The organism is Lysobacter olei, assembly GCF_054777355.1.
This window is the reverse complement of sequence record NZ_BAAHAT010000008.1, coordinates 66,794-92,304: the sequence shown is the minus strand read 5'-3', so window position 1 is coordinate 92,304 and position 25,511 is coordinate 66,794. Positions and strand designations below refer to the sequence as shown.

24 protein-coding genes are annotated in these 25,511 nt (G+C 69.5%); 19 read left to right on the top strand and 5 right to left on the bottom strand.

Annotated features, from left to right (window positions below):
* Positions 1-17: 17 nt before the first annotated feature.
* Positions 18-416, bottom strand: a complete 399-nt coding sequence (locus ACYVBS_RS12475) for a DUF4124 domain-containing protein (protein WP_460823996.1) — start codon at positions 414-416, stop codon at positions 18-20.
* A gap of 79 nt (positions 417-495) precedes the next feature.
* Between ACYVBS_RS12475 and pssA the strand changes: the two genes are divergently transcribed.
* Genes pssA through ACYVBS_RS12455 form a run of 4 tightly spaced genes read left to right on the top strand, consistent with a single transcriptional unit; the run spans position 496 to position 2,694 of the window.
* Positions 496-1,266, top strand: coding sequence for a CDP-diacylglycerol--serine O-phosphatidyltransferase (pssA, locus tag ACYVBS_RS12470; RefSeq protein WP_460823995.1), 771 nt, complete (start codon positions 496-498; stop codon positions 1,264-1,266).
* On the top strand, positions 1,263-1,757 hold the full coding sequence (locus ACYVBS_RS12465; RefSeq protein WP_460823994.1) for a hypothetical protein: 495 nt from the start codon (positions 1,263-1,265) through the stop codon (positions 1,755-1,757). Before pssA ends, ACYVBS_RS12465 begins: the two co-directional genes overlap by 4 nt.
* Positions 1,754-2,242 carry a ribosomal protein S18-alanine N-acetyltransferase gene (gene rimI / locus ACYVBS_RS12460; protein WP_460823992.1) on the top strand — a complete coding sequence of 163 codons (489 nt, stop codon included), beginning with the start codon at positions 1,754-1,756 and terminating at the stop codon, positions 2,240-2,242. The genes ACYVBS_RS12465 and rimI overlap by 4 nt, the downstream gene beginning before the upstream one ends.
* Complete coding sequence (locus ACYVBS_RS12455; protein WP_460823991.1) at positions 2,242-2,694, top strand: hypothetical protein; 453 nt, start codon at positions 2,242-2,244, stop codon at positions 2,692-2,694. The genes rimI and ACYVBS_RS12455 overlap by 1 nt, the downstream gene beginning before the upstream one ends.
* Before the next feature lie 38 nt (positions 2,695-2,732).
* On the opposite strand, the gene ACYVBS_RS12450 is transcribed toward ACYVBS_RS12455, so the two are convergent.
* The 3 genes from ACYVBS_RS12450 to ACYVBS_RS12440 form a co-directional block, all read right to left on the bottom strand.
* Positions 2,733-5,630, bottom strand: coding sequence for a valine--tRNA ligase (locus ACYVBS_RS12450; RefSeq protein WP_460823989.1), 2,898 nt, complete (start codon positions 5,628-5,630; stop codon positions 2,733-2,735).
* 165 nt (positions 5,631-5,795) lie between these two features.
* On the bottom strand, positions 5,796-6,239 hold the full coding sequence (locus tag ACYVBS_RS12445; RefSeq protein WP_460823988.1) for a DNA polymerase III subunit chi: 444 nt from the start codon (positions 6,237-6,239) through the stop codon (positions 5,796-5,798).
* Positions 6,240-6,281: 42 nt separating this feature from the next.
* On the bottom strand, positions 6,282-7,772 hold the full coding sequence (locus tag ACYVBS_RS12440) for a leucyl aminopeptidase (protein WP_460823987.1): 1,491 nt from the start codon (positions 7,770-7,772) through the stop codon (positions 6,282-6,284).
* Positions 7,773-7,983: 211 nt separating this feature from the next.
* Between ACYVBS_RS12440 and lptF the strand changes: the two genes are divergently transcribed.
* Both lptF and lptG read left to right on the top strand, forming a co-directional pair.
* Positions 7,984-9,063 carry an LPS export ABC transporter permease LptF gene (lptF, locus tag ACYVBS_RS12435; protein WP_460823986.1) on the top strand — a complete coding sequence of 360 codons (1,080 nt, stop codon included), beginning with the start codon at positions 7,984-7,986 and terminating at the stop codon, positions 9,061-9,063.
* Positions 9,063-10,175 (top strand): LPS export ABC transporter permease LptG, encoded by a 1,113-nt coding sequence (gene lptG, locus ACYVBS_RS12430; RefSeq protein ID WP_460823985.1) that lies wholly within the window; start codon positions 9,063-9,065, stop codon positions 10,173-10,175. The genes lptF and lptG overlap by 1 nt, the downstream gene beginning before the upstream one ends.
* 24 nt (positions 10,176-10,199) lie before the next feature.
* Here lptG and ACYVBS_RS12425 read toward each other — a convergent pair whose 3' ends face one another.
* Positions 10,200-10,661 carry an RDD family protein gene (locus tag ACYVBS_RS12425; RefSeq protein ID WP_460823984.1) on the bottom strand — a complete coding sequence of 154 codons (462 nt, stop codon included), beginning with the start codon at positions 10,659-10,661 and terminating at the stop codon, positions 10,200-10,202.
* 29 nt (positions 10,662-10,690) lie between these two features.
* Between ACYVBS_RS12425 and xerD the strand changes: the two genes are divergently transcribed.
* From xerD to ACYVBS_RS12360, 13 genes are all read left to right on the top strand, one after another.
* Positions 10,691-11,644 (top strand): site-specific tyrosine recombinase XerD, encoded by a 954-nt coding sequence (gene xerD, locus ACYVBS_RS12420; RefSeq protein WP_460823983.1) that lies wholly within the window; start codon positions 10,691-10,693, stop codon positions 11,642-11,644.
* 141 nt (positions 11,645-11,785) lie between these two features.
* Positions 11,786-12,658, top strand: a complete 873-nt coding sequence (locus tag ACYVBS_RS12415; protein ID WP_460823982.1) for a thioredoxin fold domain-containing protein — start codon at positions 11,786-11,788, stop codon at positions 12,656-12,658.
* Positions 12,659-12,873: 215 nt separating this feature from the next.
* Positions 12,874-16,800, top strand: a complete 3,927-nt coding sequence (purL, locus tag ACYVBS_RS12410) for a phosphoribosylformylglycinamidine synthase (RefSeq protein ID WP_460823981.1) — start codon at positions 12,874-12,876, stop codon at positions 16,798-16,800.
* 185 nt (positions 16,801-16,985) lie between these two features.
* Positions 16,986-18,689, top strand: a complete 1,704-nt coding sequence (gene gspE / locus ACYVBS_RS12405; RefSeq protein WP_460823979.1) for a type II secretion system ATPase GspE — start codon at positions 16,986-16,988, stop codon at positions 18,687-18,689.
* Between the two features lie 4 nt (positions 18,690-18,693).
* On the top strand, positions 18,694-19,911 hold the full coding sequence (gene xpsF, locus ACYVBS_RS12400; protein ID WP_460823978.1) for a type II secretion system protein XpsF: 1,218 nt from the start codon (positions 18,694-18,696) through the stop codon (positions 19,909-19,911).
* 76 nt (positions 19,912-19,987) lie between these two features.
* Positions 19,988-20,422 (top strand): type II secretion system major pseudopilin GspG, encoded by a 435-nt coding sequence (gspG, locus tag ACYVBS_RS12395; protein WP_460823977.1) that lies wholly within the window; start codon positions 19,988-19,990, stop codon positions 20,420-20,422.
* Between the two features lie 62 nt (positions 20,423-20,484).
* A complete protein-coding gene (gene xpsH, locus ACYVBS_RS12390) occupies positions 20,485-20,940 on the top strand; it encodes a type II secretion system protein XpsH (RefSeq protein WP_460823976.1) in 456 nt (151 codons plus the stop codon).
* Positions 20,937-21,371, top strand: a complete 435-nt coding sequence (xpsI, locus tag ACYVBS_RS12385) for a type II secretion system protein XpsI (RefSeq protein ID WP_460823975.1) — start codon at positions 20,937-20,939, stop codon at positions 21,369-21,371. Before xpsH ends, xpsI begins: the two co-directional genes overlap by 4 nt.
* Positions 21,368-22,093, top strand: coding sequence for a prepilin-type N-terminal cleavage/methylation domain-containing protein (locus tag ACYVBS_RS12380; protein ID WP_460823974.1), 726 nt, complete (start codon positions 21,368-21,370; stop codon positions 22,091-22,093). The genes xpsI and ACYVBS_RS12380 overlap by 4 nt, the downstream gene beginning before the upstream one ends.
* A complete protein-coding gene (locus ACYVBS_RS12375; protein WP_460823973.1) occupies positions 22,090-22,971 on the top strand; it encodes a type II secretion system minor pseudopilin in 882 nt (293 codons plus the stop codon). The genes ACYVBS_RS12380 and ACYVBS_RS12375 overlap by 4 nt, the downstream gene beginning before the upstream one ends.
* Positions 22,968-24,134 carry a PilN domain-containing protein gene (locus ACYVBS_RS12370; RefSeq protein ID WP_460823972.1) on the top strand — a complete coding sequence of 389 codons (1,167 nt, stop codon included), beginning with the start codon at positions 22,968-22,970 and terminating at the stop codon, positions 24,132-24,134. Before ACYVBS_RS12375 ends, ACYVBS_RS12370 begins: the two co-directional genes overlap by 4 nt.
* On the top strand, positions 24,109-24,732 hold the full coding sequence (gspM, locus tag ACYVBS_RS12365) for a type II secretion system protein GspM (RefSeq protein ID WP_460823970.1): 624 nt from the start codon (positions 24,109-24,111) through the stop codon (positions 24,730-24,732). The genes ACYVBS_RS12370 and gspM overlap by 26 nt, the downstream gene beginning before the upstream one ends.
* The gene (locus ACYVBS_RS12360) at positions 24,722-25,495 is read left to right on the top strand and encodes a type II secretion system protein XpsN (RefSeq protein WP_460823969.1); all 774 of its coding nucleotides are present in this window, start codon (positions 24,722-24,724) and stop codon (positions 25,493-25,495) included. The genes gspM and ACYVBS_RS12360 overlap by 11 nt, the downstream gene beginning before the upstream one ends.
* The last annotated feature ends 16 nt before the right edge of the window (positions 25,496-25,511 follow it).

The window sequence follows — 25,511 nt, the reverse complement described above, 5'->3', positions numbered from 1 at the left end:
GGTGCGGCCCGGTGTCGTCAGCGAGAGGGCGTAACGGGACCGCCTTCGCAGTAGGTCTTCACCGCCTGTTCGGCCTTGGCGGTGCGCTCGGCGCGCTCGGCGGGGGTCAACTCACGCTCGTGCTTGCCATCGCGATTCGCATCCAGGCCCACCGGGCCCGTGCCCTTGAGTATGGCGAGGTTGCTGCGCGCGTTGCTGCAGTCGGCATTGACCACCGGCTTGGAGGGCGCGGCGGGCGCGCGTGGGTCGAGGTTGCGCTGGGTGGCCTTCTGCCCGGGCGGCGGGAAGTCCGAATAGTGGGTCACGCCCTTGGCGTCCTTCCACTGGTAGACCTGGCCGGCGTGGGCCGGCAACGCGGCCCCCAACACCAGGGCGACGGCCGGCAGGATGGATGGGCGGAAAGCGGGGCGGCGCATGCGAGGCTCCGGCGCGAACAGGTGGGTGCGCCGATTGCAACACCCTGCCGGCGGGCCGGCAAGCGCTAAACTCCCGGACATGGATCAACCGCACATCCCGCGCCCCCGTCACCGGGGCATCTACCTGCTGCCCAACCTGTTCACCACCGGCGGCATGTTCGCGGGCTTCTACGCCATCATCGCGGCGACGCAGGGGCAGTTTGCCGACGCCTGCATCGCGGTGTTCATCGCCGCGGTCCTGGACGGGGTGGACGGGCGCGTGGCGCGCCTGACCAACACTCAAAGTGAATTCGGCGTGCAGTACGACTCGCTGGCCGACCTGATCAGTTTTGGACTGGCGCCCTCGATGGTGATGTACCACTGGGCGCTGGCGTCGATGAAGCTGGACGGCGTCACCCCTGGCAAGATCGGCTGGATTGCCGCCTTCCTGTATGCCGCGTGTGCCGCCCTGCGCCTGGCGCGTTTCAACTCGCAGGTGGGGCAGGTGGACAAGCGCTGGTTCATTGGCCTAGCCAGTCCTGCGGCGGCGGGGCTCGTCGTGAGCTTCGTGTGGACCTTCGACGCGTTTGGTTTCAGCGGCACGGAGTTGCGCTACGCCGCCTTGGCCCTGACCGTGGCGGCCGCGCTGCTGATGGTCAGTCGCATGCGCTACTACAGCTTCAAGGGGGCCGGCCCGCGCCATGACCGCGTGCCGTTCCTGGTGCCCGTGATGGTGGTAGCGGTACTGGTGGCCATCGCCATTGATCCGCCGACGGTATTGCTGGCGATCTGTTCGGTCTACGCGCTGTTCGGGCCGGCATACGCGATGTGGCGGCGACTGCGCCGCCGGCCGGAGGAGGTGGCTTCATGAGCGGCCTGTGGTCGGTCGAGCAGCAGGCGTGGCTGATGGCCCTGGGCCACCGCTTGCTGGTACTGGCCGGGGATGAGGCAGCGGCTCCGCTGGCCGAAGCCGGGGTGCCCGCGCACATGGACGAGCCCATGGGGTCGTCCGCGGCACGCGGTGCCCCGACACGGCCTGGCAACGACACCGGCAGTCCGCCGGCGAACGCGGCCCACCGGGCGCGCGCCGAGTACGTGCCCCAACGCAGGCCGGCGCCCCCTCGTGCCCCGCTGGAGGCGGATGATTCGGTGGCCCCGTCGCCGCGCCGCGCCAGCCCCCGTGCCCCAGACGATGCGCTGGAGCGCGCGGTGCTGCGCGTAACCGGCCAGCGCACGCGATCCGAGGCCCGTGCCGTGCTGGAACGTCTGGGCGTGGACTTGGCAGCGTTGCGCGGCAACCCCGCCGCCAAACGTGCGTTGTGGCGGCAATTGCGACCCTTTCAGCCCCGGTTCCGGCCATGAGCGCACTGCCCCGTGACGCGGCGATCCTGCCACTCAACCTGCGGCCGATGCGCGAGGACGACCTCGTCGCGGTGCAATCGGTGGAGGAACGCGCGTACGAGTTTCCGTGGACGCTCGGCATCTTCCGCGACTGCCTGCGCGCGGACTATCCGGCGTGGGTGCTGGATGAAGGCGGGGTAATCGTGGGCTACGTGCTCATGAGCGTGGCGGCGGGCGAGGCGCACATCCTCAACGTCTGCGTCGCGCCAGAGCAGCAGGGGCGCGGATTGGGGCGCAAACTGGTCCGCGCGATCCTGCACGTCGCGCGCGGCCGCGCGGCCGAGCGGGTATTCCTGGAAGTGCGACCGTCCAACACCGGGGCGATTGCCCTGTACCACGATGAAGGCTTCAATGAGATCGGGCGACGCCCGCGCTACTACCCGGCCAAGGACGGGCGCGAGGATGCGATCGTCATGGCGATGGAACTTTTCAGCGAGGAAGCTTGATGAGTCGTCGGACAGCGTTGGCGTTGGGGTTGTGGTGGGTCGCGGCAAGCGTGCAGGCAGGTGAAGTCACCACGCCTGAGTCCGTGCCTGTGCTGGAGGCGGTCCCCGGGTGCAAGCACGCCAAGCTCGGGCGTGTGTCCATTTCGCTGGGGACGAAGAAGGCGACGCGACCGCGGGGCGTCGCTTATGACCTGGCGTTCCGCAAGCTGGGCGCGGCGGCCTCGGAGCGGGGCGCGACGGCGGTCGTCCTGCGCGGCCACGAGGCGGCCTACGACGATCGGGTCAAGCACTCCGACCCGCGGCCGGTTTATATCGGCCTGGAGGGGCTCGCGATCCGGCTGGATGCCGCCGCAGCGGGTTGCGCGCTGTCCCTGCTGGACGCGGGCGAATTTGCCGAGCGCTCGCGTGGCGCCGAGCGGATTGACGCCAGCACCGAGAACAAGGCGTTCTGACCGCCGCCGATGGGCGCCGCATGGCGCCCATCGGAACCTCAGCCCAGCTTGGCGCGCTGGGCCTGCAATGCGGCCAACTGCGTGCTCCAGTCCACCAGGCGCTGGCGTTCCTGCTCGACCACCGCCGGCGGGACCTTGTCCGTGAACTTGGCGAGCTTGGCCTCGCTCTTCTCCTTTTCCGACGCGACGCGGACGAGTTCCTTGTCCAGGCGTGCGCGCTCGGCGCCGAGGTCCACCAGACCTTCCAACGGCACCAGCAACTTCAACTCACCAACGACGGCGGCAGCGGCGGCCGGCGCCTGGTCGGCGCTGGCCAGCCATTCGATGCGCTCGACACGGGTCAAGAATTTCAGCTGCGATTCGAAGCGGGCCACGCGCGTGCGGTCGGCGTCGACGCCATCGGCCAGCAGCAGCGCCACGGTCTTGCCCGGGGCGACATTGAGCTCGCTGCGCACCTTGCGCAGGGCCGAGACCATCGCCTTGAGCCATTCCACGTCGGCTTCGGCGGCGGCATGTTCGCCACCGAGGTCGCCGGCCTGCGGGTAGGGCTGGCGCATGATCGTGCCCGTGAGGCCGAGCTTGGGCGCCACGGCCAGCCACAGCTCCTCGGTGACGAACGGCACCAGCGGGTGCAGCAGGCACAGCAGGCGTTCGAGCACGTACAGCAGGGTGTGGCGGGTGCTCTCGGCCGCGGCGGCGTCATCGCCATTGAGTGCGGGCTTGGCGAGCTCGACGAACCAGTCGCAGAACTGGTTCCAGGCGAATTCGTACAGCGTCTGCGACAGCAGGTCGAAGCGGTAATCGGCGAAGTGCTGCGCGGCCTCGGACGCGGTCCGCTCCAACTGCGCCAGGATCCAGCGCTCCGCGTCGGTCACCGGCTGCGGCAGGGCGGGCGCATGGCCTTCCGGCAGCGCGTCGCGCGCGGCGAAGCCTTCGGTGTTCATCAGCACGAAGCGCGTGGCGTTCCACAGCTTGTTGCAGAAGTTCTTGTAGCCCTCGGCGCGGTTGAGGTCGAACTTGATGTCGCGGCCGTGGCCCGCCAGCGCGGCCATGGTGAAGCGCAGCGCATCGGCACCGAACGCCGGGATGCCCTCGGGGAACTCCTTGCGCGTGGCCTTCTCGATCTTCTCGGCCATCTTCGGCTGCATCAGGCCGGTGGTGCGCTTGGCCACCAGCGCGTCCAGGGTGATGCCGTCGATGATGTCCAGCGGGTCGAGGATGTTGCCCTTGGACTTGGACATCTTCTGCCCGTCCTTGTCGCGCACCAGGCCGGTCACGTACACGTCGTGGAACGGCACTTCGCCGGTGAAGTGGTCGGTCATCATGATCATCCGGGCGACCCAGAAGAAGATGATGTCGAAGCCGGTGACCAGCACGGAGGAGGGGACGTAGCGCTCGTAACCGCGCTTGGTCATCGCATCCGGGTCGGGCCAGCCCATGGTGCTGAACGGCCACAGCGCGGAGGAGAACCAGGTCTCCAGCACGTCGTTGTCCTGGGTCAGCGCGACGTCCGGGCCGAGGTTGTTGAGGGTGCGCACTTCGGTTTCGCTGCGCCCCACGTAGGCCTTGCCCGCCGCGTCGTACCACGCCGGGATGCGGTGGCCCCACCACAGCTGGCGGCTGATGCACCAATCCTGGATGTTCTCCATCCAGTGGCGGTAGGTGTTGATCCAGTTGCCGGGAACGAACTTGACCTTGCCGCTCTCGGCGAGCTCAAGGCCGCGTGCGCCCAGCGTGTCCATCTTCACGAACCACTGGTCGGTCAGGTAGGGCTCGATCACCTGGCCGGTGCGGTCGCCGCGCGGCACCTGCAGCTTGTGCGGCTTGGTCTCGATGAGGCGGCCGGCGGCTTCCAGGTCGGCGAGCACGGCCTTGCGTGCGTCGTAGCGGTCCAGGCCGTGGTACGCGGCGGGCACATTGAGCAGCGCGTTCGCGTCGGGGACGTCGGCGCGATGCGCCGAGTCGTGCTGGGCGGCCGCGCCGTGCGCGTGTCCCACCACCTTCGCGTCCGGGGTGAAGATGTTGATCAGCCCGCGGTTGGGCAGCGCATCGAACGCGCCGGTGCCGACGTGGCGGTTCCACACCTGGTAGTCATTGAAGTCGTGCGCCGGGGTCACCTTGACCACGCCGGTGCCGAATTCGCGGTCCACGTAGTCGTCGGCGATGACCGGGATCTCGCGGCCCGTCAGCGGCAGCGTGACCGAGCGACCGATCAGGTGGGCGTAGCGCTCATCCTCCGGATGCACCATCACCGCGGCGTCGCCGAGCATGGTTTCCGGGCGCGTGGTGGCGACCACCACCGCGCCGCTGCCGTCGGAGAGCGGGTATTCGATCGACCACAGGTGGCCGTCCTCTTCCTCGTTGACCACTTCCAGGTCCGAGATCGCGGTCTTCAGCACCGGGTCCCAGTTGACCAAGCGCTGACCACGGTAGATCAGGCCGTCCTCGTGCAGCTTCACGAACGCCTCGGCGACCGCGTCGGCGGCCATCGGGTCCATGGTGAACACACTGCGCGACCAGTCGCCGGAGGTGCCAATGCGGCGCATCTGGCGCTCAATGGTGTCGCCCGATTGCTGCTTCCACTCCCACACCTTGGCGATGAAACCCTCGCGGCCCAGTGAGTCGCGGGTCTCGCCCTTGCCTTCCAGCGCGAGGTTGCGCGACACCACCATCTCGGTGGCGATGCCGGCGTGGTCCGTGCCCATCTGCCACAGCGTGTCGTAGCCGCGCATGCGGTGGTAGCGCACCAGCGCGTCCTGCAGCGTGTGCTGGAACGCGTGGCCCATGTGCAGGGTGCCGGTCACGTTGGGCGGCGGCAGCAGGATGGTGTAGGGCTGGCCCTTGCCGCTGGGCTTGAACGCGCCGCTGCTCTCCCACTGCTGGTACAGGCGGGATTCGAATTGGGTCGGATCGTAGCTGGAGGAGAGCGAGGTCATGGGCAGGTCGCAATCAATTGAATGGGAGAGGAACGCGCGATGGCGCCTGCCGTAGAGGGCGGCGATCCCATGCATCGCGTTGCCGCGACTGCGCCCTCACCAGGGTGGGGGCAGCCAGGATTTGCGTGGCCTTCGTGGCGCGCCGTGGCGCCCCGATAGCCGGGGTCACATGTCGTACTTCTTCAACTCCAGGCCACGGGCCTGGTACTGCCGCCAGCGCTCGCGCAACGGCCCGCGCGCGGATTCGTCGGCCGGCACCACTTCCAGCACGCGGTCGAAACTGCCTTCCACCGGGTTGTCGCGCAGGTTGATCACCAGCGGGCGCACCGGCGTGTCCACGGCGGGCGGCGCGATCAGCACCGGCGCCAGGTGGTCGCCGTCTTCCTCGTCGCCTTCCTCGGTCATGCCGGCGATCTGGTGCGGTACGAAGGCGTCGTCGTCGAACGACCACAGCAGGTCGTCCAAGGCCTCGGCCTGTGCCGCGTCGCGCGTCAGCACCAGGGTCCACAGCCCCGCCTCGTGCGCCTTCTTCGCCAACTGGCACACCAGCAGCAGCGGCTCCTCGCGGAACCGCGGCTTCTGGATCAGGTAGAACTCGGCACTGGCCATGCGGGCGCGGGTCCGGGCGTCAGGAGATCGATGGGTGCGCGATCAGGCGGCCGGGGCGGCCGCGCGGTCGAGCAGCCACTGGCTCAGCAGACCCACCGGGCGGCCAGTGGCCATGCCCTTCTTGCCCTCGTCGCTGGCCGAGCCGGCGATGTCCAGGTGCGCCCAGCGCTGGCCCTCGGTGAAGCGCGCGAGGAAACAGCCTGCGGTGATCGCACCGGCCCAGCGGCCGCCGATGTTGTACACGTCCGCAAAGGTCGACTCGAGCATGGTCTGATATTCGTCCCACAGCGGCAGGCGCCAGGCGCGGTCGAACACGTTCTCGCCGGCGACCAGCAGTTCGTTCGCCAGGTCGTCGTGCTTGCTCATCAGGCCCGAGGCGTACTTGCCCAGCGCCACCATGCACGCACCGGTCAGGGTGGCGACGTCGACCAGTGCGGCCGGCTCGAACTTCTGCGCCCAGGTCAGCGCGTCGCACAGGATCAGGCGGCCTTCGGCGTCGGTGTTGCCGACCTCGATCGTCTTGCCGGACATGCTGGTCAGCACGTCGGATGGGCGGTAGCTGTCGGCGTCGGGCATGTTTTCCACCGCCGGCACCACCACCACCAGGTTGATCGGCAGGTTCATGCCGACGGCGGAGACGAACGTGCCCATCACCGTGGCGGCGCCGCACATGTCGTACTTCATCTCCTCGATCCCGCCCTGGGTCTTGAGGTTGATGCCGCCGGTGTCAAAGGTGATGCCCTTGCCGACCAGCACGTAGGGCTTGGCGTCGCCGCCGTTGCGGTACTGCAGGGCGATCAGCTTGGGCGGGTTGGCCGAGCCGCGGCCGACGGCCAGCAGCGAACCCATGCCCAGTGCCTCCATCTGCGCCACGTCCAGCACCTCGCACGAGGTGGTCGCGAACTTGCCGGCGAAGGTCTGCGCCTGCTCGGCCAGGTAGCCGGGGTTGCAGATGTTGGGCGGCAGGTTGCCCAGCTCGCGGGCGAACTTCACGCCATTGGCGATCGCCTTGCCCTGCGCCAGTGCGGTTTCGTCGGTGCCGGTGATGGCCAGGGTTCGCAGGCCCGGCTCAACCTTCTTCTTCGCCTTTTCGCCGAGGGTGGTGGTGTAGCGGTAGCAGGCGTGGTCAGCGGCGATCACGGCCTGGCGGATGTTCCAGGCGGCGTCACGGCCGGCCACGGGCACTTCGGCGAGAGTGAACACCGCGTGGGCCACCGGGCCGCTCTTGAGCGCACGCGCCGCATCGCCGACCGCCTTGAGGTACTGCGGGACGCCGAACTTGGCGGTTTCGCCCAGCCCGACCACCAGCACGCGCGGGGTCGTGACACCCGCCAGGTCGTGCAGCAGCGCGGTCTTGCCGGTCTTGCCGCTGACGTCGCCCCGCTCCAACAGGGCGCGGATGCGACCGCCGCTGGCCGTGTCCAGCGCCTGGCCCGCCGGGGTCAGGGTGTTGTCGGCATAGGCACCCACCACGAGGCAGTCGGAGCTGGCGGAAGCGGGGGCGTCGCGGTTCAGGTCGAATTCGAGGGTCATACGGCAGTTTCCAAGGGATGCAGAGGCCATTACGGCCGTTTCAGGCGTCATTCCGTACAATCCGGCGGCGCCAACGGTCGTTTCAGGCCAGAATGCGCGGCGGGCGGGGCCCTGGCGGGCCCGGCTTCGCCGGACGAACCCCCAAGTCTAAAGCACCGTGCCGGATTCCCGAAAAAGGGACCCCGGGGCGCCGACCACCCACCGAGGCCCGATGCCCAAGCTCGACCGCTACCTGTTCAGCGAATTCGCCCAGTCCACGTTTGCGGTGCTGGTGGTGCTGCTCATCGTCAGCATGGGCGCGGTGCTGGCCGACGTGCTTCGCGATATCACCAGCGGCCGGGTGCCCGCGGGGTTGTTGCTGGCCCAGATCGGGCTGCAGTTCCTCAATTACCTGCCGATCATCCTGCCCCTGGCCTTGCTGCTGGGGCTGATGTTGGGGGTGGGGCGGCTGTATCGGGATTCAGAGATGCCCGTGATTACCGCGGCAGGCGTTGGGCCGCGCCGGCTGTTGCGGCCTGTAATGATGCTGGTGGTGCCGGTGGTGACGGTCATCGCCCTGAGTTCGTTGTGGTTGGGCCCCTTGGCCCACCGCATCTCCAAGCAGATGATCAGCGAGGCCAACCGCAACCTGCTGGTGGCGGGTCTGGAGCCGGGCCGCTTCATCGAGTTGCCTGGAGGGGGCGTGGTGTATGTGGGCAACATGTCGGGCGACGGCACGCAATTCCAGCGCATTTTCATCCACCGTCAGAACGACGAGCGGATGGATGTCACGACTGCCAATACCGGCCATCTGACTGTTCACCCCGACGGCGAGCGCTTCATCACATTGGAGAAGGGCTTCCAGGTGGAAGGTCCCCGTCACGACGGTCTGGGCTACCGGCTGCTGCGCTATGCCAGCAACGACGTGCGCCTTCCGCCGGGCGAGGGCAAGTTCGACCCGAAGGATCCCGAAGTGATGTCCACACTCGCACTGCTGGGCGACAGCCGGCGAGAGGCCAACGCGCAGGTACATGCGCGCCTGGCGCCGCCGCTGTTGGCGCTGGCGTTCGCCTTGCTCGCCGTTCCGCTATCCCGTACCTCCCCCCGACAGGCCCGCTACGGCCACCTGCTCATGGGCTTCCTCGGTTTCGTCGTGGCGACCAGCCTGATGTTGATGGCGCGCGGCTGGCTGGAGGATGGCAAGCTGCCGCCCGCCGTCGGCATGTGGTGGCTGGTACTGCCGTTGCTCGTGCTGGGCATCTGGACATACGCGCGTGATGGCCATCCGCGCGGCCTGTGGAGGCGTCGCTGATGGTTGCGTTCGCGAGGGCTTTCCCCCGGGTCCATGACCTGTTCTTGGCGCGCGCGGTGCTGGGCTCGGTGCTGCTCACCTGGGCCGTGTTGCTTGGCCTCGACGTGATGTTGGGCCTTGTCAGCGAGGTCAGTGACATCGGCAAGGGCAGTTACGACTTCCCGAAGGCCGTGGCCTACATGGCCTACACCGTGCCCCGCCGGGCCTACACCCTGTTCCCCACCTCCGCCGTCATCGGCGCCCTGATGGCGCTGGGCCAGTTGGCGGCCACGTCGGAACTCACCGCCCTGCGGGCGGTGGGGCTTTCCCGGCGCCGCCTCAGTCTCACCGTGGCGGGCGCATTGGCCCTGCTGACCCTGGCCATGGTGGCTAATGGCGAGACGTTGGCCCCGTGGGGGCAGCGCCAGGCAGACGCGCTCAAGGCCTCCGCCAAGTCCAATGACCTGATCGTGGCGCGTTATTCCGGACTGTGGGCGCGCGAAGGCGAGGTCATCCTCAACGCCGGCGGTGGCGACGAGCGTGACAATGGGCAGGACCGCTGGCTGGAATTGCGCGATGTCAGCCTGTACGAGTTCGAGTCCGACGGCAGGCTGAAGTCGATGGCGGTGGCAAAGGTCGCCGAGCACCGCCCGGGCGGATGGTTGCTGCGTGACGTGACCCGCACCACCTTCGGCGAGCGCTCCGTGGCGCGCCAGCAGGTGGCCGAGGAACGGTGGGCGTCGCGGCTGGACACCACCGCACTCACCGCCGGCATGGCCAAGCCGCGGTACATGCCGTCGCCGGAACTGAAGGACGCGATCGACTACCGCCTGCGCAACGGCCTCGATGCCGGCGACTTCCAGGAGATCTACTGGGGCCGCTGGTTCTACGCGCTCAATGCGCTGGCGCTGTGCCTGGCCGCGATCCCGTTCGCGTTCGGCAGCCTGCGCAGCGGCGGGCTGGGCAAGCGGCTGTTCATCGGCATCGTGTTCGCCTTGGGCTTCTGGCTATTGCAGACCCAGTTCGTGCGCCTGGCGCAGGTCTACAAGTTCGACTTCCGCGTGGCGTACATGCTGCCGACCCTGATCATGGTCGCGGTATCGGTGGTGCTGTTCCGTCGCCGCTCGGGCTGAGCGGCAGGCACTGCCCGGGGCTGCTTAGTTGGACTTGAGATGTCGCACGAGGCGCGTGCCGCTGATCCGGTCGTGCCAGGTGAGGCGGTCGCGGTCGAACCACGCCCACCAGAAGCCCAGTCCGGCGGCCAAAACCGACAGCGTGCCGACGGTATAGCGGATGCGCAGCGCGCGCAGGGTGGCCGGACCGCCGTCGACGGCGACGACCTGCAAGCGCCATGGGCGCATGCCCAGCGTCTGACCGCCTCGGCGCCAACTCAACACGGCATACGCGCCCGTGGCCACCCAGCAGCACGCCCACAACGCCCAGGCCCACGCGCTGTAGGGATGGATGTATTCGCGGGCCGCATGGCCGCTCAGGTAATGCGCGGCGTTGAACAATGCCCCGAGCAACATCCAGATCGCCAGCGCGGGGAAGAAGTCGTAAAGCAAGGCAAGCAGGCGCCAGCCAACCAGGGCGCGCGTGGGATTGGGGTGCGATGTCATCGCCAAAGGATAGTCGCTAAGCTGCGTCGATGACGTCGCGCACTCCCGCAGAGCGCCGCCAACGGGTCATGGCGCTGCCCCCCGTTCCCGAGGCGGACCAGCATCTCATCGGTCGTTTTCTGGAAGCCCTGTGGGCTGAGAACGGTTTGGCCAGGCAGACCCTGGACAGTTATCGCCGCGACCTGGAGGGCCTGGCCCGCTGGCATGCCGCTCGCGCAGGGGGCCTGGCCGCCATCGACCGCGCTGCGTTGTTCGACTTCCTGGCGTGGCGCACCCACGACGGCTATTCGCCGCGAAGCAACGCCCGCCTGCTGTCGGCGTTGCGGGCGCTCTACGCCTGGCTGCTGCGGCGGGGTGAGCGCGCGGATGATCCGACCGCCTTGCTGGAGCCTCCCCGCTTGCCGCGCTCGTTGCCCAAGGCGCTGGCCGAAAGCGAGATCGACGCGCTGCTGGCCGCGCCCGACATCGCCACGCCACTGGGGTTGCGCGACCGGGCGATGCTGGAGCTGATGTATGCCGCTGGGCTGCGCGTGAGCGAGTTGGTTAACTTGCCCGCGACCGCGGTCAACCTGCGGCAGGGGGCGTTGCGCGTCACCGGCAAGGGCAGCAAGGAGCGGCTGGTGCCACTGGGTGAAGAGGCCCAGGACTGGCTGCAGCGTTACCTTGACGACGCCCGCCCGGCACTGGCGGGCAAACGGGCTTTGGCCGCGCTGTTCCTCGAACCCAGCGGGCAGGCGCCGAACCGCCAGCAGTTCTGGCACCTGGTCAAGCGCCATGCCGTCGCGGCCGGCATCGACCCGCGGCGGATCAGTCCGCATGGACTGCGCCACAGCTTCGCCACCCACCTGCTCAACCGCGGCGCCGATTTGCGCGCGCTGCAGATGCTGCTGGGCCATGCGTCGCTGTCGACCACCCAGATCTACACCCTGGTGGCGCGCGAGCAGCTCAAGCAGTTGCATGCACGCCACCACCCCCGCGGCTGAACCCAAGGTGCCGCGCATCGCGATTTCGGCGCCGTCCGGCCCCCATGGCGCCGGGGCCGACGCGGCTCGTGACACAATCCGGTGGAACCCAGGCCGGTGGCCACGGTCGAATCCACGAATCCCCACGGAAGACAGTCCTTCATGAAGCGCATCCTCATTGCCGCGCTGGGCGCGATCAGCCTTTCCGCCTGCGCCCAGCAGGCCCCGCAGTCCGCCCAGGCCCCCGGCGCCCAGGCCAGCAGTGCCAACCCGGTGGCCGCGGCCAAGCCCGTCGCCGGCACGCCCGAAGCGCGCGCGGTGGAGGCCATCCGCCAGCTCAACCCGCAGGTCACGGTGGAAAAGGTGGCAGCCGCGCCGGTGCCCGGTTTCCGCGAAGCCATCGTCGGAGGCCAGGTGGTCTACATCAGCGACGACGGCAAGTACCTGTTCCTGCCCGGGTCGGGCGGCGCGCTGTTTGACGTGGGCGCCAAGAAGAACCTGAGCGAAGTCACCCTTGCCAGCATGCGCGTGGACCTGCTCAAGACCATTCCGGCCAGCGAGCGCATCGTGTTTTCGCCGCCCAACCCCAAGCACACGGTGACCGTCTTCACCGACGTCGAATGCGGTTACTGCCGCAAGATGCACAGCGAGATCGCCGAGTACAACCGCCAGGGCATCGCGGTCGAATACCTGGCATTCCCGCGCATGGGCATCGGCAGCGAGGACCACAAGAAGATGGTGGCGGTCTGGTGCGCGGCCGATCGCAAGAAGGCCTTGACCGATGCCAAGAATGACAAGGCGCTCAAGATGGTCGACTGCAAGAACACGGTCACCATGCAGTACGACGTCGGCCAGCGGGCCGGCCTCACCGGCACCCCGATGATCCTGACCAAGGATGGCACCCAGGTCGGCGGCTACCTGCCCCCGGCGCAACTGCGTGCCGTGCTGGATCGACTCTCGGGCGAGGGCGCCAAGCCGTCGTCGCCGGCCACCCCGGCACCGAGCGAGCCGGCGAAGCCGACCGCGGGAGCCTGACGCCGGTCGCGGGGCCCTGGCGATCGCCAGGGCCTGCCGCACTGTCGGGCCGCTGACCGTCGGCCTTGGGCCAGCGGATTGGCAAGATGGCCGCCTGGTGTCCGTGAGCCAACGAGGTGTCCCTCGGGCTCGGGGCACGGTCGGCGGGGTCCGGCCAACGCGGCCCCGGCCCCTCGGTTACAATGTCGGGCCCGACGTAGCACGGTTCCCCGGACATGATCGTCCTCGAGGGCGCTTCCGCCCTGTCTTCGTTCCGCCGCGAACGCCTGCAAGCCCGCCTCCAAGCCATCCATGCCGACCTGCGCCTGCTGGGCGCGTGGTGGGTGTACTGGGTCGATGCCGACCCCGGCCAGACGCCGGATGCCGCCGCCCTCGACCGCATCCTGCAAGCCAGCGCCGCCGCCGCGCCGCGTGAGGCCGGCGCGGTGTCCCGCTACGTGACGCCGCGCCTGGGCACGCTGTCGCCGTGGGCGTCGAAGGCCACCGAGCTGCTGCGCGGCGCCGGGCAGCCGGTGCACCGCGTGGAGCGTGGCATCCGCTACGAACTGGCCGGCTGGCCGGCCGATGCCGCCACCCAGGCCGCGCTGGCCAAGGTGCTGCATGACCCGATGACCCAGTCGGTGTTGGACACGCGCGAGGCCGGCGAAGGCCTGTTCGCGGTGCCGACGCGCGGCGAGGTGGAGCGCATCCCGCTGGACCAGCTGGAAGCCGCCAACACCCGACTGGGTCTCGCCCTGGCCGATGACGAGATCGCCTACCTGCGCGAGCGCTACACCGCGTTGGGCCGCAACCCGGCCGACGTCGAGCTGATGATGTTCGCGCAGGCCAACTCCGAGCACTGCCGGCACAAGATCTTCAACGCGTCGTGGACCATCGACGGCCGTGAGCAGCCGACGTCGCTGTTCAAGATGATCAAGAACACCCACGCCCACACCCCGGAGCACACGCTGTCGGCCTACGCCGACAACGCCGCGGTGGTGGAGGGCTACGCCAGCCGCCGCTTCCGTCCGGACCCGGCGACCGGCGCCTACCGCAGCGAGGCCGAGGTTGACTCGGCGTTCTGCATCAAGGTCGAGACCCACAACCACCCGACCGCGATCGCGCCGTTCCCTGGCGCGTCCACCGGCAACGGCGGCGAGATCCGCGACGAAGGCGCCACCGGCCGCGGCGGCAAGCCCAAGGCCGGCCTGACCGGCTTCAGCGTGTCGCACCTGCGCATTCCGGGCCTGCCGCAGCCGTGGGAGCGCGAACGCGCGCTCAACCCGCGCATGGCGCCCGCGCTGGAGATCATGCTCGACGGCCCGATCGGCGGCGCTGCGTTCAACAACGAATTCGGCCGGCCCAACCTGACCGGCTATTTCCGCAGCTTCGAGCTGGACGAGGGCACGCATGCCCGCGCCTACGACAAGCCAATCATGCTGGCCGGCGGCGTCGGCGCCATCGACCGCGTGCAGGTCACCAAGCTGGGGCTCAAGCCCGGCGATGCAGTGGTGGTGCTCGGCGGCCCGGCGATGCTGATCGGCCTGGGCGGCGGTGCCGCCAGCTCCGTGGCCTCGGGCGAGAGCGCCGAGGACCTGGACTTTGCCAGCGTGCAGCGCGACAACCCGGAGATGGAACGCCGCTGCCAGGAAGTCCTCGACCGCTGCGTGGCCATGGGTGACAACAACCCGATCGCCACCGCCCACGACGTCGGTGCCGGCGGCCTGTCCAACGCCATCCCCGAGCTGCTGCACGACTCCGACCTCGGCGGCGTGATCGACCTGGGCAAGGTGCCGAAGGACGATCCGTCCCTGTCGCCGATGCAGTTGTGGTGCAACGAATCACAGGAGCGCTACGTGCTCGGCGTGCCGGTGGACCGCATCGCCGAGTTCACCGCCATCTGCGAGCGTGAGCGCTGTCCGTTCGCCGTCGTCGGCCATGCCACTGCCGAGGAGCATCTGGTCGTCGGCTACGGCGCTACCGTCGCCAACGCGCGCGAGCCCGGCCACGACTGGCCGATCGACATCCCCATGGACGTGCTGTTCGGCAAGCCGCCGAAGATGCACCGCGACACCGCGCACCCGGCCGAAGCGCCGTGGCCCGCGCTGCAGTGGGCCGGTCTGGACCTGCGCGATGCCGCGCTGCGCGTGCTGGCGCATCCGACCGTCGCGTCCAAGAGCTTCCTCGTCACCATCGGTGATCGCAGTGTCGGAGGCCTGACCGCGCGCGACCAGATGGTCGGCCCGTGGCAGCTGCCAGTGGCCGACTGCGCCATCACCTTCACCGGGTTCGAGGGCTTCGTCGGCGAGGCAATGGCTATCGGCGAGCGCACCCCGCTCGCGCTGCTCGACGCGGCCGCCGCAGCGCGCATGGCCGTGGGCGAGGCGATCACCAACCTGTGCGCCGCGCCGGTGGAGTCGCTCAACCGCATCAAGCTGTCCGCCAACTGGATGGCCGCCGCCGGCCACCCGGGCGAGGACGCGCTGCTGTTCGACGCCGTCAAGGCGGTGGGCATGGAGCTGTGCCCCGAGCTGGAGCTGAGCATCCCGGTGGGCAAGGACTCGCTGTCGATGCAGGCGCAGTGGCACGCCGAGGGCGCGGCCAACAAGTCGGTGTCGCCGGTGTCGCTGATCGTCAGCGCGTTCGCGCCGGTGGTTGACGTGCGCCAGCAGCTGACCCCGCTGCTATCGCGCGAGGACGAATCCGAGCTGTGGCTGATCGGCCTGGGCGCCGGCAAGCAGCGCCTCGGCGGTTCGGTGCTGGCGCAGTGCCATCCCGAAGCGGGCGACGGCAACGACACGCTGCCGGCCTTCGCCGGCCAGGGTGAGGAGCGCGGCGACCTGGGCGTGCCCGACCTGGACGACCCGCAGCGCCTGCGCGACTTCTTCGAACTGATCCGCGAGGCGCGTGAAGCGGGCCTGCTGCTCGCCTATCACGACCGCTCCGACGGTGGTGCCTTCGCCGCGCTGGTGGAGATGGCCTTCTGCTCGCGCCGCGGCCTGGACATCAGCCTGGATGGCTGGGGCGAGGACCCGTTCCGCACCCTGTTCAACGAGGAACTCGGCGCGGTGGTGCAGATCGCCGACGAGGACCGCGCCGCGTTCGCCGACCTGGTCGCGCGCCACGGCCTGATCGATTGCGCGCAGCGCATCGCCAAGCCGACCAGTGCGCCGGTGGTGCGCGTGAGCCAGGACGGCGGCACGCTGGCCGAATGGCGCTGGGAAGAGCTGTTCGATGCCTGGTGGGCCACCAGCCACGCGCTGCAGAAACTGCGCGACAACCCCGAATGCGCCGACGAGGAGCGCGCCGTTGCGCGCGACTTCAACGCGCCGGGCCTGAAGCCGAAGCTGGGCTTCGACCCGCAGGACGACATCGCCGCGCCGTTCATCAACACCGGCGTGAAACCGAAGGTGGCGATCCTGCGCGAGCAGGGCGTCAACAGCCAGATCGAAATGGCGTCGGCGTTCGACCGCGCCGGCTTCGAGGCCTTCGACGTGCACATGAGCGACCTGATCAGCGGTCGCGTGCAGTTGGATGGCTTCACTGGCTTCGCCGCGTGCGGCGGCTTCAGCTACGGCGACGTGCTGGGCGCGGGCCGCGGCTGGGCAACCAGCATCCTCGAGCGCAATGCGCTGCGTGATGCGTTCGCCGCGTTCTTCGCCCGCACCGACACCTTCGCGCTGGGCGTGTGCAACGGCTGCCAGATGCTCAGCCAGCTCAAGCCGATCATCCCCGGCGCTGAGCATTGGCCAGTGTTCCTGCGCAACCGCGGTGAGCAGTTCGAAGGCCGCCTGTCGCTGGTCGAGGTGGTGGAGTCGCCGTCGCTGTTCCTGCGCGGCATGGGCGGCTCACGTCTGCCGATCGTGGTCTCGCACGGCGAAGGCCGCGCCGAGTTCGACAGCACCCTCGACCGCACCGCGGCCAATGTGTCGCTGCGCTACATCGACGGCAACGGTGCGGTGGCCACGCAGTACCCGCTCAACCCGAACGGGTCGACCGACGCCATCGCCGCGCTGACGACCACCGACGGCCGCGTCACGATCATGATGCCGCACCCGGAGCGCACCCCGCGCAGCGCCAACCTGAGCTGGGCGCCGAAGGACTGGGGCGTCGACTCGCCGTGGCTGCGGATGTTCCGCAACGCGCGCGTGCACGTGGGCTGAGTCCGCTCTGCCCCGGCCCGCGCACGCGTGGCCGGGGCGCTCTCGCGGCTCCCCCGCGGTGCGGAGCGGCTAGCCGCGACGCCGGTGCCCCTTGGCCGCTCATCCGTAGCGCCTACGTGACCTGCTAAAGTCAGGCCCCACGGTTTGCCGGAGGTGGTGTGAACGCGGTGGTCACGGAGACAGGAATGGTTCCGCCAGGGGAAGGCGGCGTGGAGGCGCGCATCGTCGAGGCGTTGCTGGCCAAGGGTCGGCTCAAGGACGCCGACCTGGGGCGTGCCCGTCGTCTGCAGGAAGAGGCCGGTGGGCCGCTGCTGGTCCTGCTCGCCCGCCTGGGGCTGGTGTCCGAGCGCGACCACGCTGAAACGGTGGCCGAAGTGCTCGAGCTGCCGCTGGTCAGCGCCAAGGAGCTGCCCGAGCTGCCGCCCGAAGGCAGCCCGCTGACCGTCAAGTTCATGAAGCAGTTCCACGTCTGCCCGGTGGCCGAGACCGAGACCACGGTCGACGTGCTGGTGGCGGACCCGCAGGACGCCTACATCCTCGACGCGGTGGGCCTGGCCAGCGGCCGCGAGGTGCGTCCGCACGTGGCGCTGCGCTCCGAAATCGACGACCTGGTCGAGCGCTGGCACGGCCAGGGCCGCAGCGCCATGGGCGCGATCATTGAGACCGCCGAAGGCGAGGGTGGTGGCGATCTGGAAGACGTGGAGCACCTGCGCGACCTCGCCTCCGAGGCGCCGGTCATCCGCCTGGTCAACCTCATCATCCAGCGCGCGGTGGAGCTGCGCGCGTCCGACATCCACATCGAGCCGTTCGAGAACCGGCTCAAGGTGCGCTATCGCGTGGACGGCGTGCTGATCGACGGCGAGAGCCCTCCGGTCAACCTCACCGCCGCGGTGATCAGCCGCATCAAGATCATGGCGAAGCTCAACATTGCCGAGCGCCGCCTGCCCCAGGACGGCCGCATCATGCTACGCGTGCAGGGCAAGGAGCTGGACCTGCGCGTGAGCACCGTGCCCACCGCGCACGGCGAGAGCGTCGTGATGCGCTTGCTCGACCGCGAAACGGTGGTGTTCGACTTCAAGCGGCTGGGCTTCACCGACCACTTCCTGCCGCAGTTCCAGAAGGTGCTGGACCAGCCGCACGGCATCCTGCTGGTCACCGGTCCCACCGGCTCGGGCAAGACGACCACGCTGTATACCGCGCTGAGCAAGCTCAACACCCCCGACGTGAAGATCATCACCGTCGAGGACCCGATCGAGTACCAGCTGGAAGGCATCAACCAGATCCAGGCCAAGCCGCAGATCGGGCTGGACTTCGCCCATGCGCTGCGCAGCATCGTCCGCCAGGATCCGGACATCATCATGATCGGCGAAATGCGCGACCTCGAAACCGCGCGCATCGCCATCCAGTCCGCGCTGACCGGCCACCTGGTGCTCAGCACGCTGCACACCAACAACGCCGCCGGTGGCATCGCGCGCTTGCTGGACATGGGCGTGGAGGACTACCTGTTGACCTCCACCATCAACGGCATCCTCGCCCAGCGCCTGGTGCGCCGGCTGGAGCCCACGCATGCGGAGAAGTACCCCGCGTCGCCGGAGGAGATCGAGAAGTTCGGCCTGCGCCGGTACCAGCCCGAGGGTGAGATCTTCCTGTACCGCGCGCGCGGCTCGGCGCTGGCGCCGACCGGCTACCTCGGTCGCACCACCATCGTGGAATTCCTGGTGATGAACGATGAGTTGCGCCGCGCGGTGATGCGCCACGCCGGCATGGGCGAGATCGAGCAGATCGCGCGCCAGCACGGCATGCGCACCATGTACGAGGACGGCATCGCCAAGGCGCTCGCAGGCGAAACGACCATCGAGGAAGTGCTGCGCGTGACCGAGGACGCCTGACGCCATGCCGTTGTTCCGCTACAAGGCGCTCAACGCCCGCGGCGAGATGCTCGACGGGCAGATGGACGCCGCCAGCGACACCGAGGTGGTGCTGCGCTTGCAGGAGCAGGGCCACCTGCCCGTGGAGGCGAGGCTCGCCAGCGAAGGCGGCGGCGCACCGTTCTGGGCGGGTATGTTCAAGCCCAAGGCGTTCGCCGGCGAGCGACTGGTGCAGTTCGCCCAGCAACTGGCGACGTTGCTCGGTGCGGGGCAGCCGCTGGATCGCGCGTTGTCGATCCTGCTCGAATTGCCCGAAGACGAAGCCGCCAAGCGCACCCTCGCCGACGTGCGCGACGCCGTGCGCGGCGGCACCTCGCTGTCCGCCGCGCTGGAACGGCAGCACGGCACCTTCTCGCGCCTGTACGTGAACATGGTGCGTGCGGGTGAGGCCGGCGGCAGCCTGCACGAGACCCTGGCGCGCCTGGCTGATTACCTGGAGCGCAGCCGCGCGCTGCAGGGGCGCGTGATCAACGCGCTGATCTACCCGGCCATCCTGATGGTGATGGTCGGGCTGAGCCTGCTGTTCCTGCTGGGCTACGTCGTCCCGCAGTTCGCGCAGATGTACGAAAGCCTCGACGCCGAGCTGCCGCTGTTCACCAAGATCGTGCTCGGTGCCGGCCTGTTCGTGCGCGACTGGTGGATCGTGCTGATCGTGGTGCCGGCGCTGGCGTTGTGGTGGCTGGACCGCAAGCGTCGCGATCCGGCTTTCCGCGAGGCCCTGGACGCCTGGCTGCTGCGCCAGCGGTTTGCCGGTGCACTGGTGGCCAAGGTCGAGACCGCGCGACTGGCGCGCACGCTGGGCACGCTGGTGCGTAATGGCGTGCCGTTGATGGCGGCACTGGGCATCGGCCGCAACGTCATGGGCAACCGCGTGCTGGCGGCCGATGTCGAAGCCGCGGCCAACGAAGTGAAGAATGGCGTCGCGCTGTCCACCGCGCTGGGCAAGGGCAAGCGCTTTCCGCGGCTCGCGCTGCAGATGGTGCAGGTGGGCGAGGAGTCCGGCGCGCTGGACACCATGCTGCTCAAGACCGCCGAGACCTTCGAGCAGGAAACCGCGCTGGCGCTGGACCGCATGCTGGCCGCGCTGGTGCCGCTGGTGACCGTGGTGCTGGCGGGCGTGGTGGCCGTGGTGGTGCTGGCGGTCCTCACGCCGCTGTACGGCCTCACCAATGCGATTGGCTGAATGGCGCACGCCCCTCGCCGGTGGGGGGTTGGCGTGCGATGCTCGTTGATCTGGAATCACGTAACGGATGGATGCAATGCGACACACCCGCTCCCTGACCCGCTCCCCCGCCATCGCCGCGCAGCGCGGCATGAGTCTGATCGAGATCATCATCGTGATCGTGCTGATCGGCGCGGTGCTGACCTTCGTGGGCAGCCGCGTGCTGGGCGGGGCCGACCGCGCCAAGGCCAACCTGGCCAAGTCGCAGGTGGCCACGCTGGCGCAGAAGGTCGAGTCGTTCCAGATGGACACCGGTCGCCTGCCCAACGCGCTCGAAGAGCTGGTCACGCAACCCGGTGACGCCGCCGGTTGGCTGGGCCCGTACGCCAAGGCCGCCGAACTCAAGGACCCGTGGGGCCACGCCATCGACTACCGCGCGCCCGGCGAAGGCCGTGATTTCGACCTGGTGATCCTGGGCAAGGACGGCAAGCCGGGCGGCAGCAGCTACGACACGGACATCAAGTACGAGTAAGCCGGGCCACGTCCACGCGTGACCCGTGCGGCTCGATGGAACGCAGGGTGGGAACCGGGCCGATGAAGCGCGCACAACGGGGCGTGTCATTGCTGGAGATGTTGCTGGTGATCGCGCTGATCGCCGGCATCTCCGTGCTGGCCGCCGCATCGTTGGGCGGCGGTTGGCGTGGCATGCAACTGCGCTCCACCGCGAAGGAGATCGCCGCGCAATTGCGCTACACCCGCACCCTCGCGCTCTCGACCGGCCAGCCGCAGCGGTTCGTCATTGACCCGCAAGGCCATCGCTGGCAGGCGCCCAATAACCGCAACGGTGACATTCCCGAGGCCTTGGGCGTGCGCTTCATCGGCGCGCGCGAGGTGCAGCCCACGGCAGGCGAGGGCGCGATCCAGTTCTTCAACGATGGCGCCGCCACGGGCGGCCGCATCGAACTCAGCGACGACCGGGCGGCGTGGCGCATCGACGTGGCCTGGATGACCGGCGAAGTGCGCCTGAAGCGGGTGGAGGCGACCCCGTGAGCCGCCCCGGGCGCCAGCGGGGTTACACGCTGATCGAGGTGATCGTGGCCTTCGCGCTGCTCGCCTTGGGGCTTACCCTGTTGCTCGGGACGCTTTCGGGGGCGACCCGCCAAGTGCGGCAGGCAGCTGACAGTGGGCGGGCGGCGTTGCACGCCCAGTCATTGCTGGACGAACTGGACATGGACGCGCCATTGCAGGCGGAGCAACGCGAAGGCGAATTCGAGGGCGGCACCTATCGCTGGCGGTTCGACGTCCGACCCTGGCGCGAGCCCGCTTCCGAATCCAACGTCGCGGTGGCGCCCGCGACCGCGCAGGGACCGCGCCTGATGGAGCTGGAGCTGCAGGTGGAATGGGGCGACGGGCGTCCGGGGCAGCGGCTGTCCGTCCGCAGCCTGCGGCTGAAGACGGGCACCGGCGAGGCGGCGCCATGAGCGCGCGAGGTTTCAGTCCGCCCCACGAGCAAGGCGCTCGGGCTTTCACCCGGCCAAGCGGCAGTGCCACCAACGCGGCCGGCTTCACCCTGATCGAAGTGCTGCTGGCGACGGTTCTGCTGGCCACCGCGCTGACACTCGCGTTTGCCACGCTCAGTGCCGCGACGCGCACCGCGTCGCGTGGCGAGAGTCTGGCCCAGCGCAGCGAGCGCGAACGGGCCGTGGCCAGCTTCCTGCGCAAGCGGTTGTCCTCCGCACGGCCGGTGGCCTTTGCGTTCGATGCGCAGACCGGCGCGTCGCAACGCTTCGTGGGCCATCCCGACCGGGTGCGTTTCGTGGCCGATCTGCCCGACTACCTGGGGCGCGGCGGCCCGTACCTGCATGACCTGAAAATCGATGACACCGGGGAGGCGCCGAGCCTGGCCCTGGACCTGCAGCTCGTTCTGGCGGGCGAGGCGTTCGCCGACGATCCACCGCGACCGCCGGAGGTGCTGGTCGAGGGCCTGCGCGAGGCCACCTTCCGCTACCGGGGCCTGGGCGAGGACGGCGCACTGGGCGAGTGGCAGGACCGCTGGACGGCGGCGACGCAGCTACCCCTGCTGGTGGAAGTCACGCTGACCGATGCCGATGGACGCGCCTGGCCGCCGCTGGTCGTGGCACTGCCGATGGCCAGCAGCGTGGCCAGCCCGGCCATCGGTGAATCCGAGGCGGCGGCCCAATGAGGGCGGCCCGTGCATTGCGACCAAACCGACCGCGTGGCGCAGCGCTCCTGCTGGTGCTCTGGCTGCTGCTGTTGCTTGCGGGCCTGATCGGCGGGTTCGCGCTTACCGCGCGCGTGGAGTCGATGCAGGGGCGGGTGCTGTCGCAAGGCGTGGCCGCCAATGGCATCGCCCGTGCCGGCTTTGAATATGCCCTCACCCGTGTCGACGACCCGGACCCCCGGCGCCGCTGGGTGCCCGATGGGCGCCCGAACGCGTGGCGCTATGCCGATGCGGACATCACGGTCACCCTGGTGGACGAGAACGGCAAGATCGACCTCAACCAGGCCGATGCCAACCTCCTGGCCGGGCTGTTCCGGGCCGTGGGTGAACCGGCCGATAGCGCCACCCGGCTGGCCGCTGCGGTGATGGATTGGCGCGACAGCGACCTGCTGACCCAGCCGGCGGGTGGGGCGGAAGACCCCGATTACGCCGAGGCCGGCCGGCCCTATGGCGCGAAGGACGCGGAGATGGAGAGCGTCGCCGAACTGGAGCAGGTACTGGGCATGAGCCCGTCGCTCTACGCCAAGGTCGAACCCCACGTCACCGTGCACAGTGGCCGTGCGGCTCCGGACCCCGCGTTCGCTCCCCAAGTGGTGCTGGATGCCATGGGGCAGGATGGCCGCGCCTTGGTGGCGGCCCGGACGGCACCGGGCACCGCGCCCGGGCAGGGCGGCCCGCTCGTGGGCAGCGGGAGCGGCACGTATAGTATCCAGAGCCGTGTACGGCTGACGGACGGCCGTGAAACGGCGTTGCGGGCCGTCGTGCGCATTGGAGGCAACGCGGTGCCGGGCATGGCCTACACCGTGCTGCGTTGGGAGGAAGGAGCTTCGCCGCAATGAATCGGTTGCGTGACCGCCTGGGACGTGCTGGAACGCTGATGCCTGTCGGCGCCGGTGGGTTCCTTGCATGGTGGGGAACGTCGTTGTCGGCCTGGCTGCCCGAACGCTGGCGGCACGCGCTGGGGCTGGGCACCGGGCACCTGCTGCTGCAGCCGGGCGTCGAGGGCGTGCAACTGCGGCTCCAGCAGGGCGCGGAAATTCGCGACCTGGCGCACCTGCCACCGTTGCCCGCCGAACCACCGGGCACCGGCTCGCCGACCGACACGCCAGGCGACCCTCTGGCGCGGGTGCTCTCCGCGCGCGCGGCCGAGCTGCCGCGCGCGCTGCTGCTGCCGCCCAGCGTCGCGTTGCGGCGTGAACTGGTTTTGCCGGCCGCCGCGGCGGAGCGCCTGCGCGATGTCGTCGGTTTCGAAATTGATCGACAGACCCCTTTCACCGCCGATGCCGTCGTGTTCGACGCGCGCGTGTTGCGGCGCCGGGACGCGCAGCTGGATGCGGAACTGGTGGCGGTGCCGCGCCAGGCCATGGAGGCCCACCTCGCGCGCTTGGGGCCGATGGCTGACACGTTGGCCGGTGTGGATGTCGCCGGTGCCGACGGCGTGCCCGTGGGGATCAACCTGCTGCCCGTGGAGCGCCGTTACCGTCGCCCCGACCCCTGGCGCGTGTGGAACTGGGCCTTGGCGGGCATCGCCGTCGTCGGCCTGGGATTCGCGCTGTGGCAGGTGCTCGACAATCGCACCCGCGCCGCCGATGCGCTGGAGCAGCGCCTGGAGCGCGACGCCGCGCCCGCGCGCCGCGCCGCGGCACAGCGCCAGCAACTGGTGTCGTTGATCGAAGGACAGGCGTTTCTCGACAACGCGCGCCGCACCCGGCCCGCCGCGGTCGAGGTGATCGACGAGCTTTCGCGCCGGCTGCCGGATGGCACGTACCTGGAGAAACTGGCCATCGAGGAGGATCGCCTGACCGTCATCGGCCTCAGCAACGAAGCCCCCGCGCTGATCGGCCGTCTCCAGGGCTCGCCGCTGTGGCGGTCGCCGGCGCTGACCGGCGCCTTGCAGCCGGATACGGCGTCAGGCCGGGATCGTTTCACCCTGGGCGCCGACATCGGGCCGTCCGCTCCTGCCAAGGAGGCTGCGCGTGGCAACGCCCGTTCTGACCGCTGACCGCGACCGTTGGCTGGCGCTGGGCCTGCTGCTGGCACTGCTGGCGCTGGCCTATGCGGCGTTCGTGCACCCCTGGTGGACCGCGCCGATGCTGCAGCTGGGTGAGCGCATCGACGCCTTGCAGCAGCGTGAGCAGCGTATCCGCGCCGAGTTGCGGCAGGCCCCTGAAGTCACCCGGCGCCTGGCCGAGGCCACCCGGCGACAGGCCACCACCCCCGGCTTCCTGCCCGAAGGCAATGCCGAGTTGGCCACCGCGGGCCTGATCCAGCGACTGGAACAGGTGGTGGGCGAGGCCAGTCCGGGCAATCGCAGCTGCGCGATCACCAACCGCTCTCCGCTGGCGGGGCAGCGTTCGCCCGAGCGCTTCACCCGCATCGTGGTGCAGGTGCGGTTGCGCTGCGGCAACGCCGAACTGGCGCAGGTGCTGCATTCGCTGGAGAGCGGGGCGCCGCGCCTGTTCGTGGACAACCTCAACATCCTCGCGCAACGCATGTACTTCGCACCGGGCGTGCGCAACACCGGCGAAGGCGGGCTCGACGTGTCGTTTGACCTGTACGGCTACCTGCCGCCTTCCGTGGAGGTGCCGCGTGCGCGTTGACACCGTGCGGCCAAGGACGTGGCTGCTGGCTGGGGCCGCAGGATGGGGCGTCTTGGCGTGGTTGCTCGGACTCGCCGGCATGGGCGCGTCGCTGCCCAAACCGGCAGACGATCCGGCCCTCGCCAAGCCGTTGCCCGCGCTGCGCGCCCCGGTGGCGAGTCGCCTTGGCCCGCTGGGCCAATACGGCGAAATCGCGCAGCGGCCGCTGTTCACCACCGATCGCCGGCCCAAGCCGTTCTACCTCCAGGGCGAGGGGGCGGCCAGCGCCGCCGCGGCGTTCGACTACGTGCTGACCAGCGTGCTGATCACGCCAGGGCTGCAAATGGCCATCCTGCAAACGCCCGATGGCAGCCAGTCGCTGCGGGTCAAGCTGGGCGAGGCGCCCGAGCCCCAGCCCGCCTGGCGGTTGGCGGCATTGAATGCGCGCAGCGCGGTGTTCGAGGGCCCGGAAGGGCAGAAGACGCTGGAGTTGCGGGTCTACGACGGCACGGGGGGGCAGCGTCCCACCCCCACCGCAACGGCCACGGCAGCGCAACAGCCCCCCGCCGCAGGCGACGCAAGCGAGCGCCCCGGTCCGCAAGGGCCGGCCGTGGTCGATCCCGCGCCGGCCACGCCGACCGGTACTCCGGCTGCGCCCGCCACGGCCAGCCCACAGACACCGAGCACCCCGGAGGCCCAGATGGAGGCCATCCGTAAACGCATCCAGGCCCGCCGCGAGCAATTGCGGCGCGAAGCCGCCCAAGCGCAACCGCCGGCCAAGTAACCCCAGAGTGCAAGCC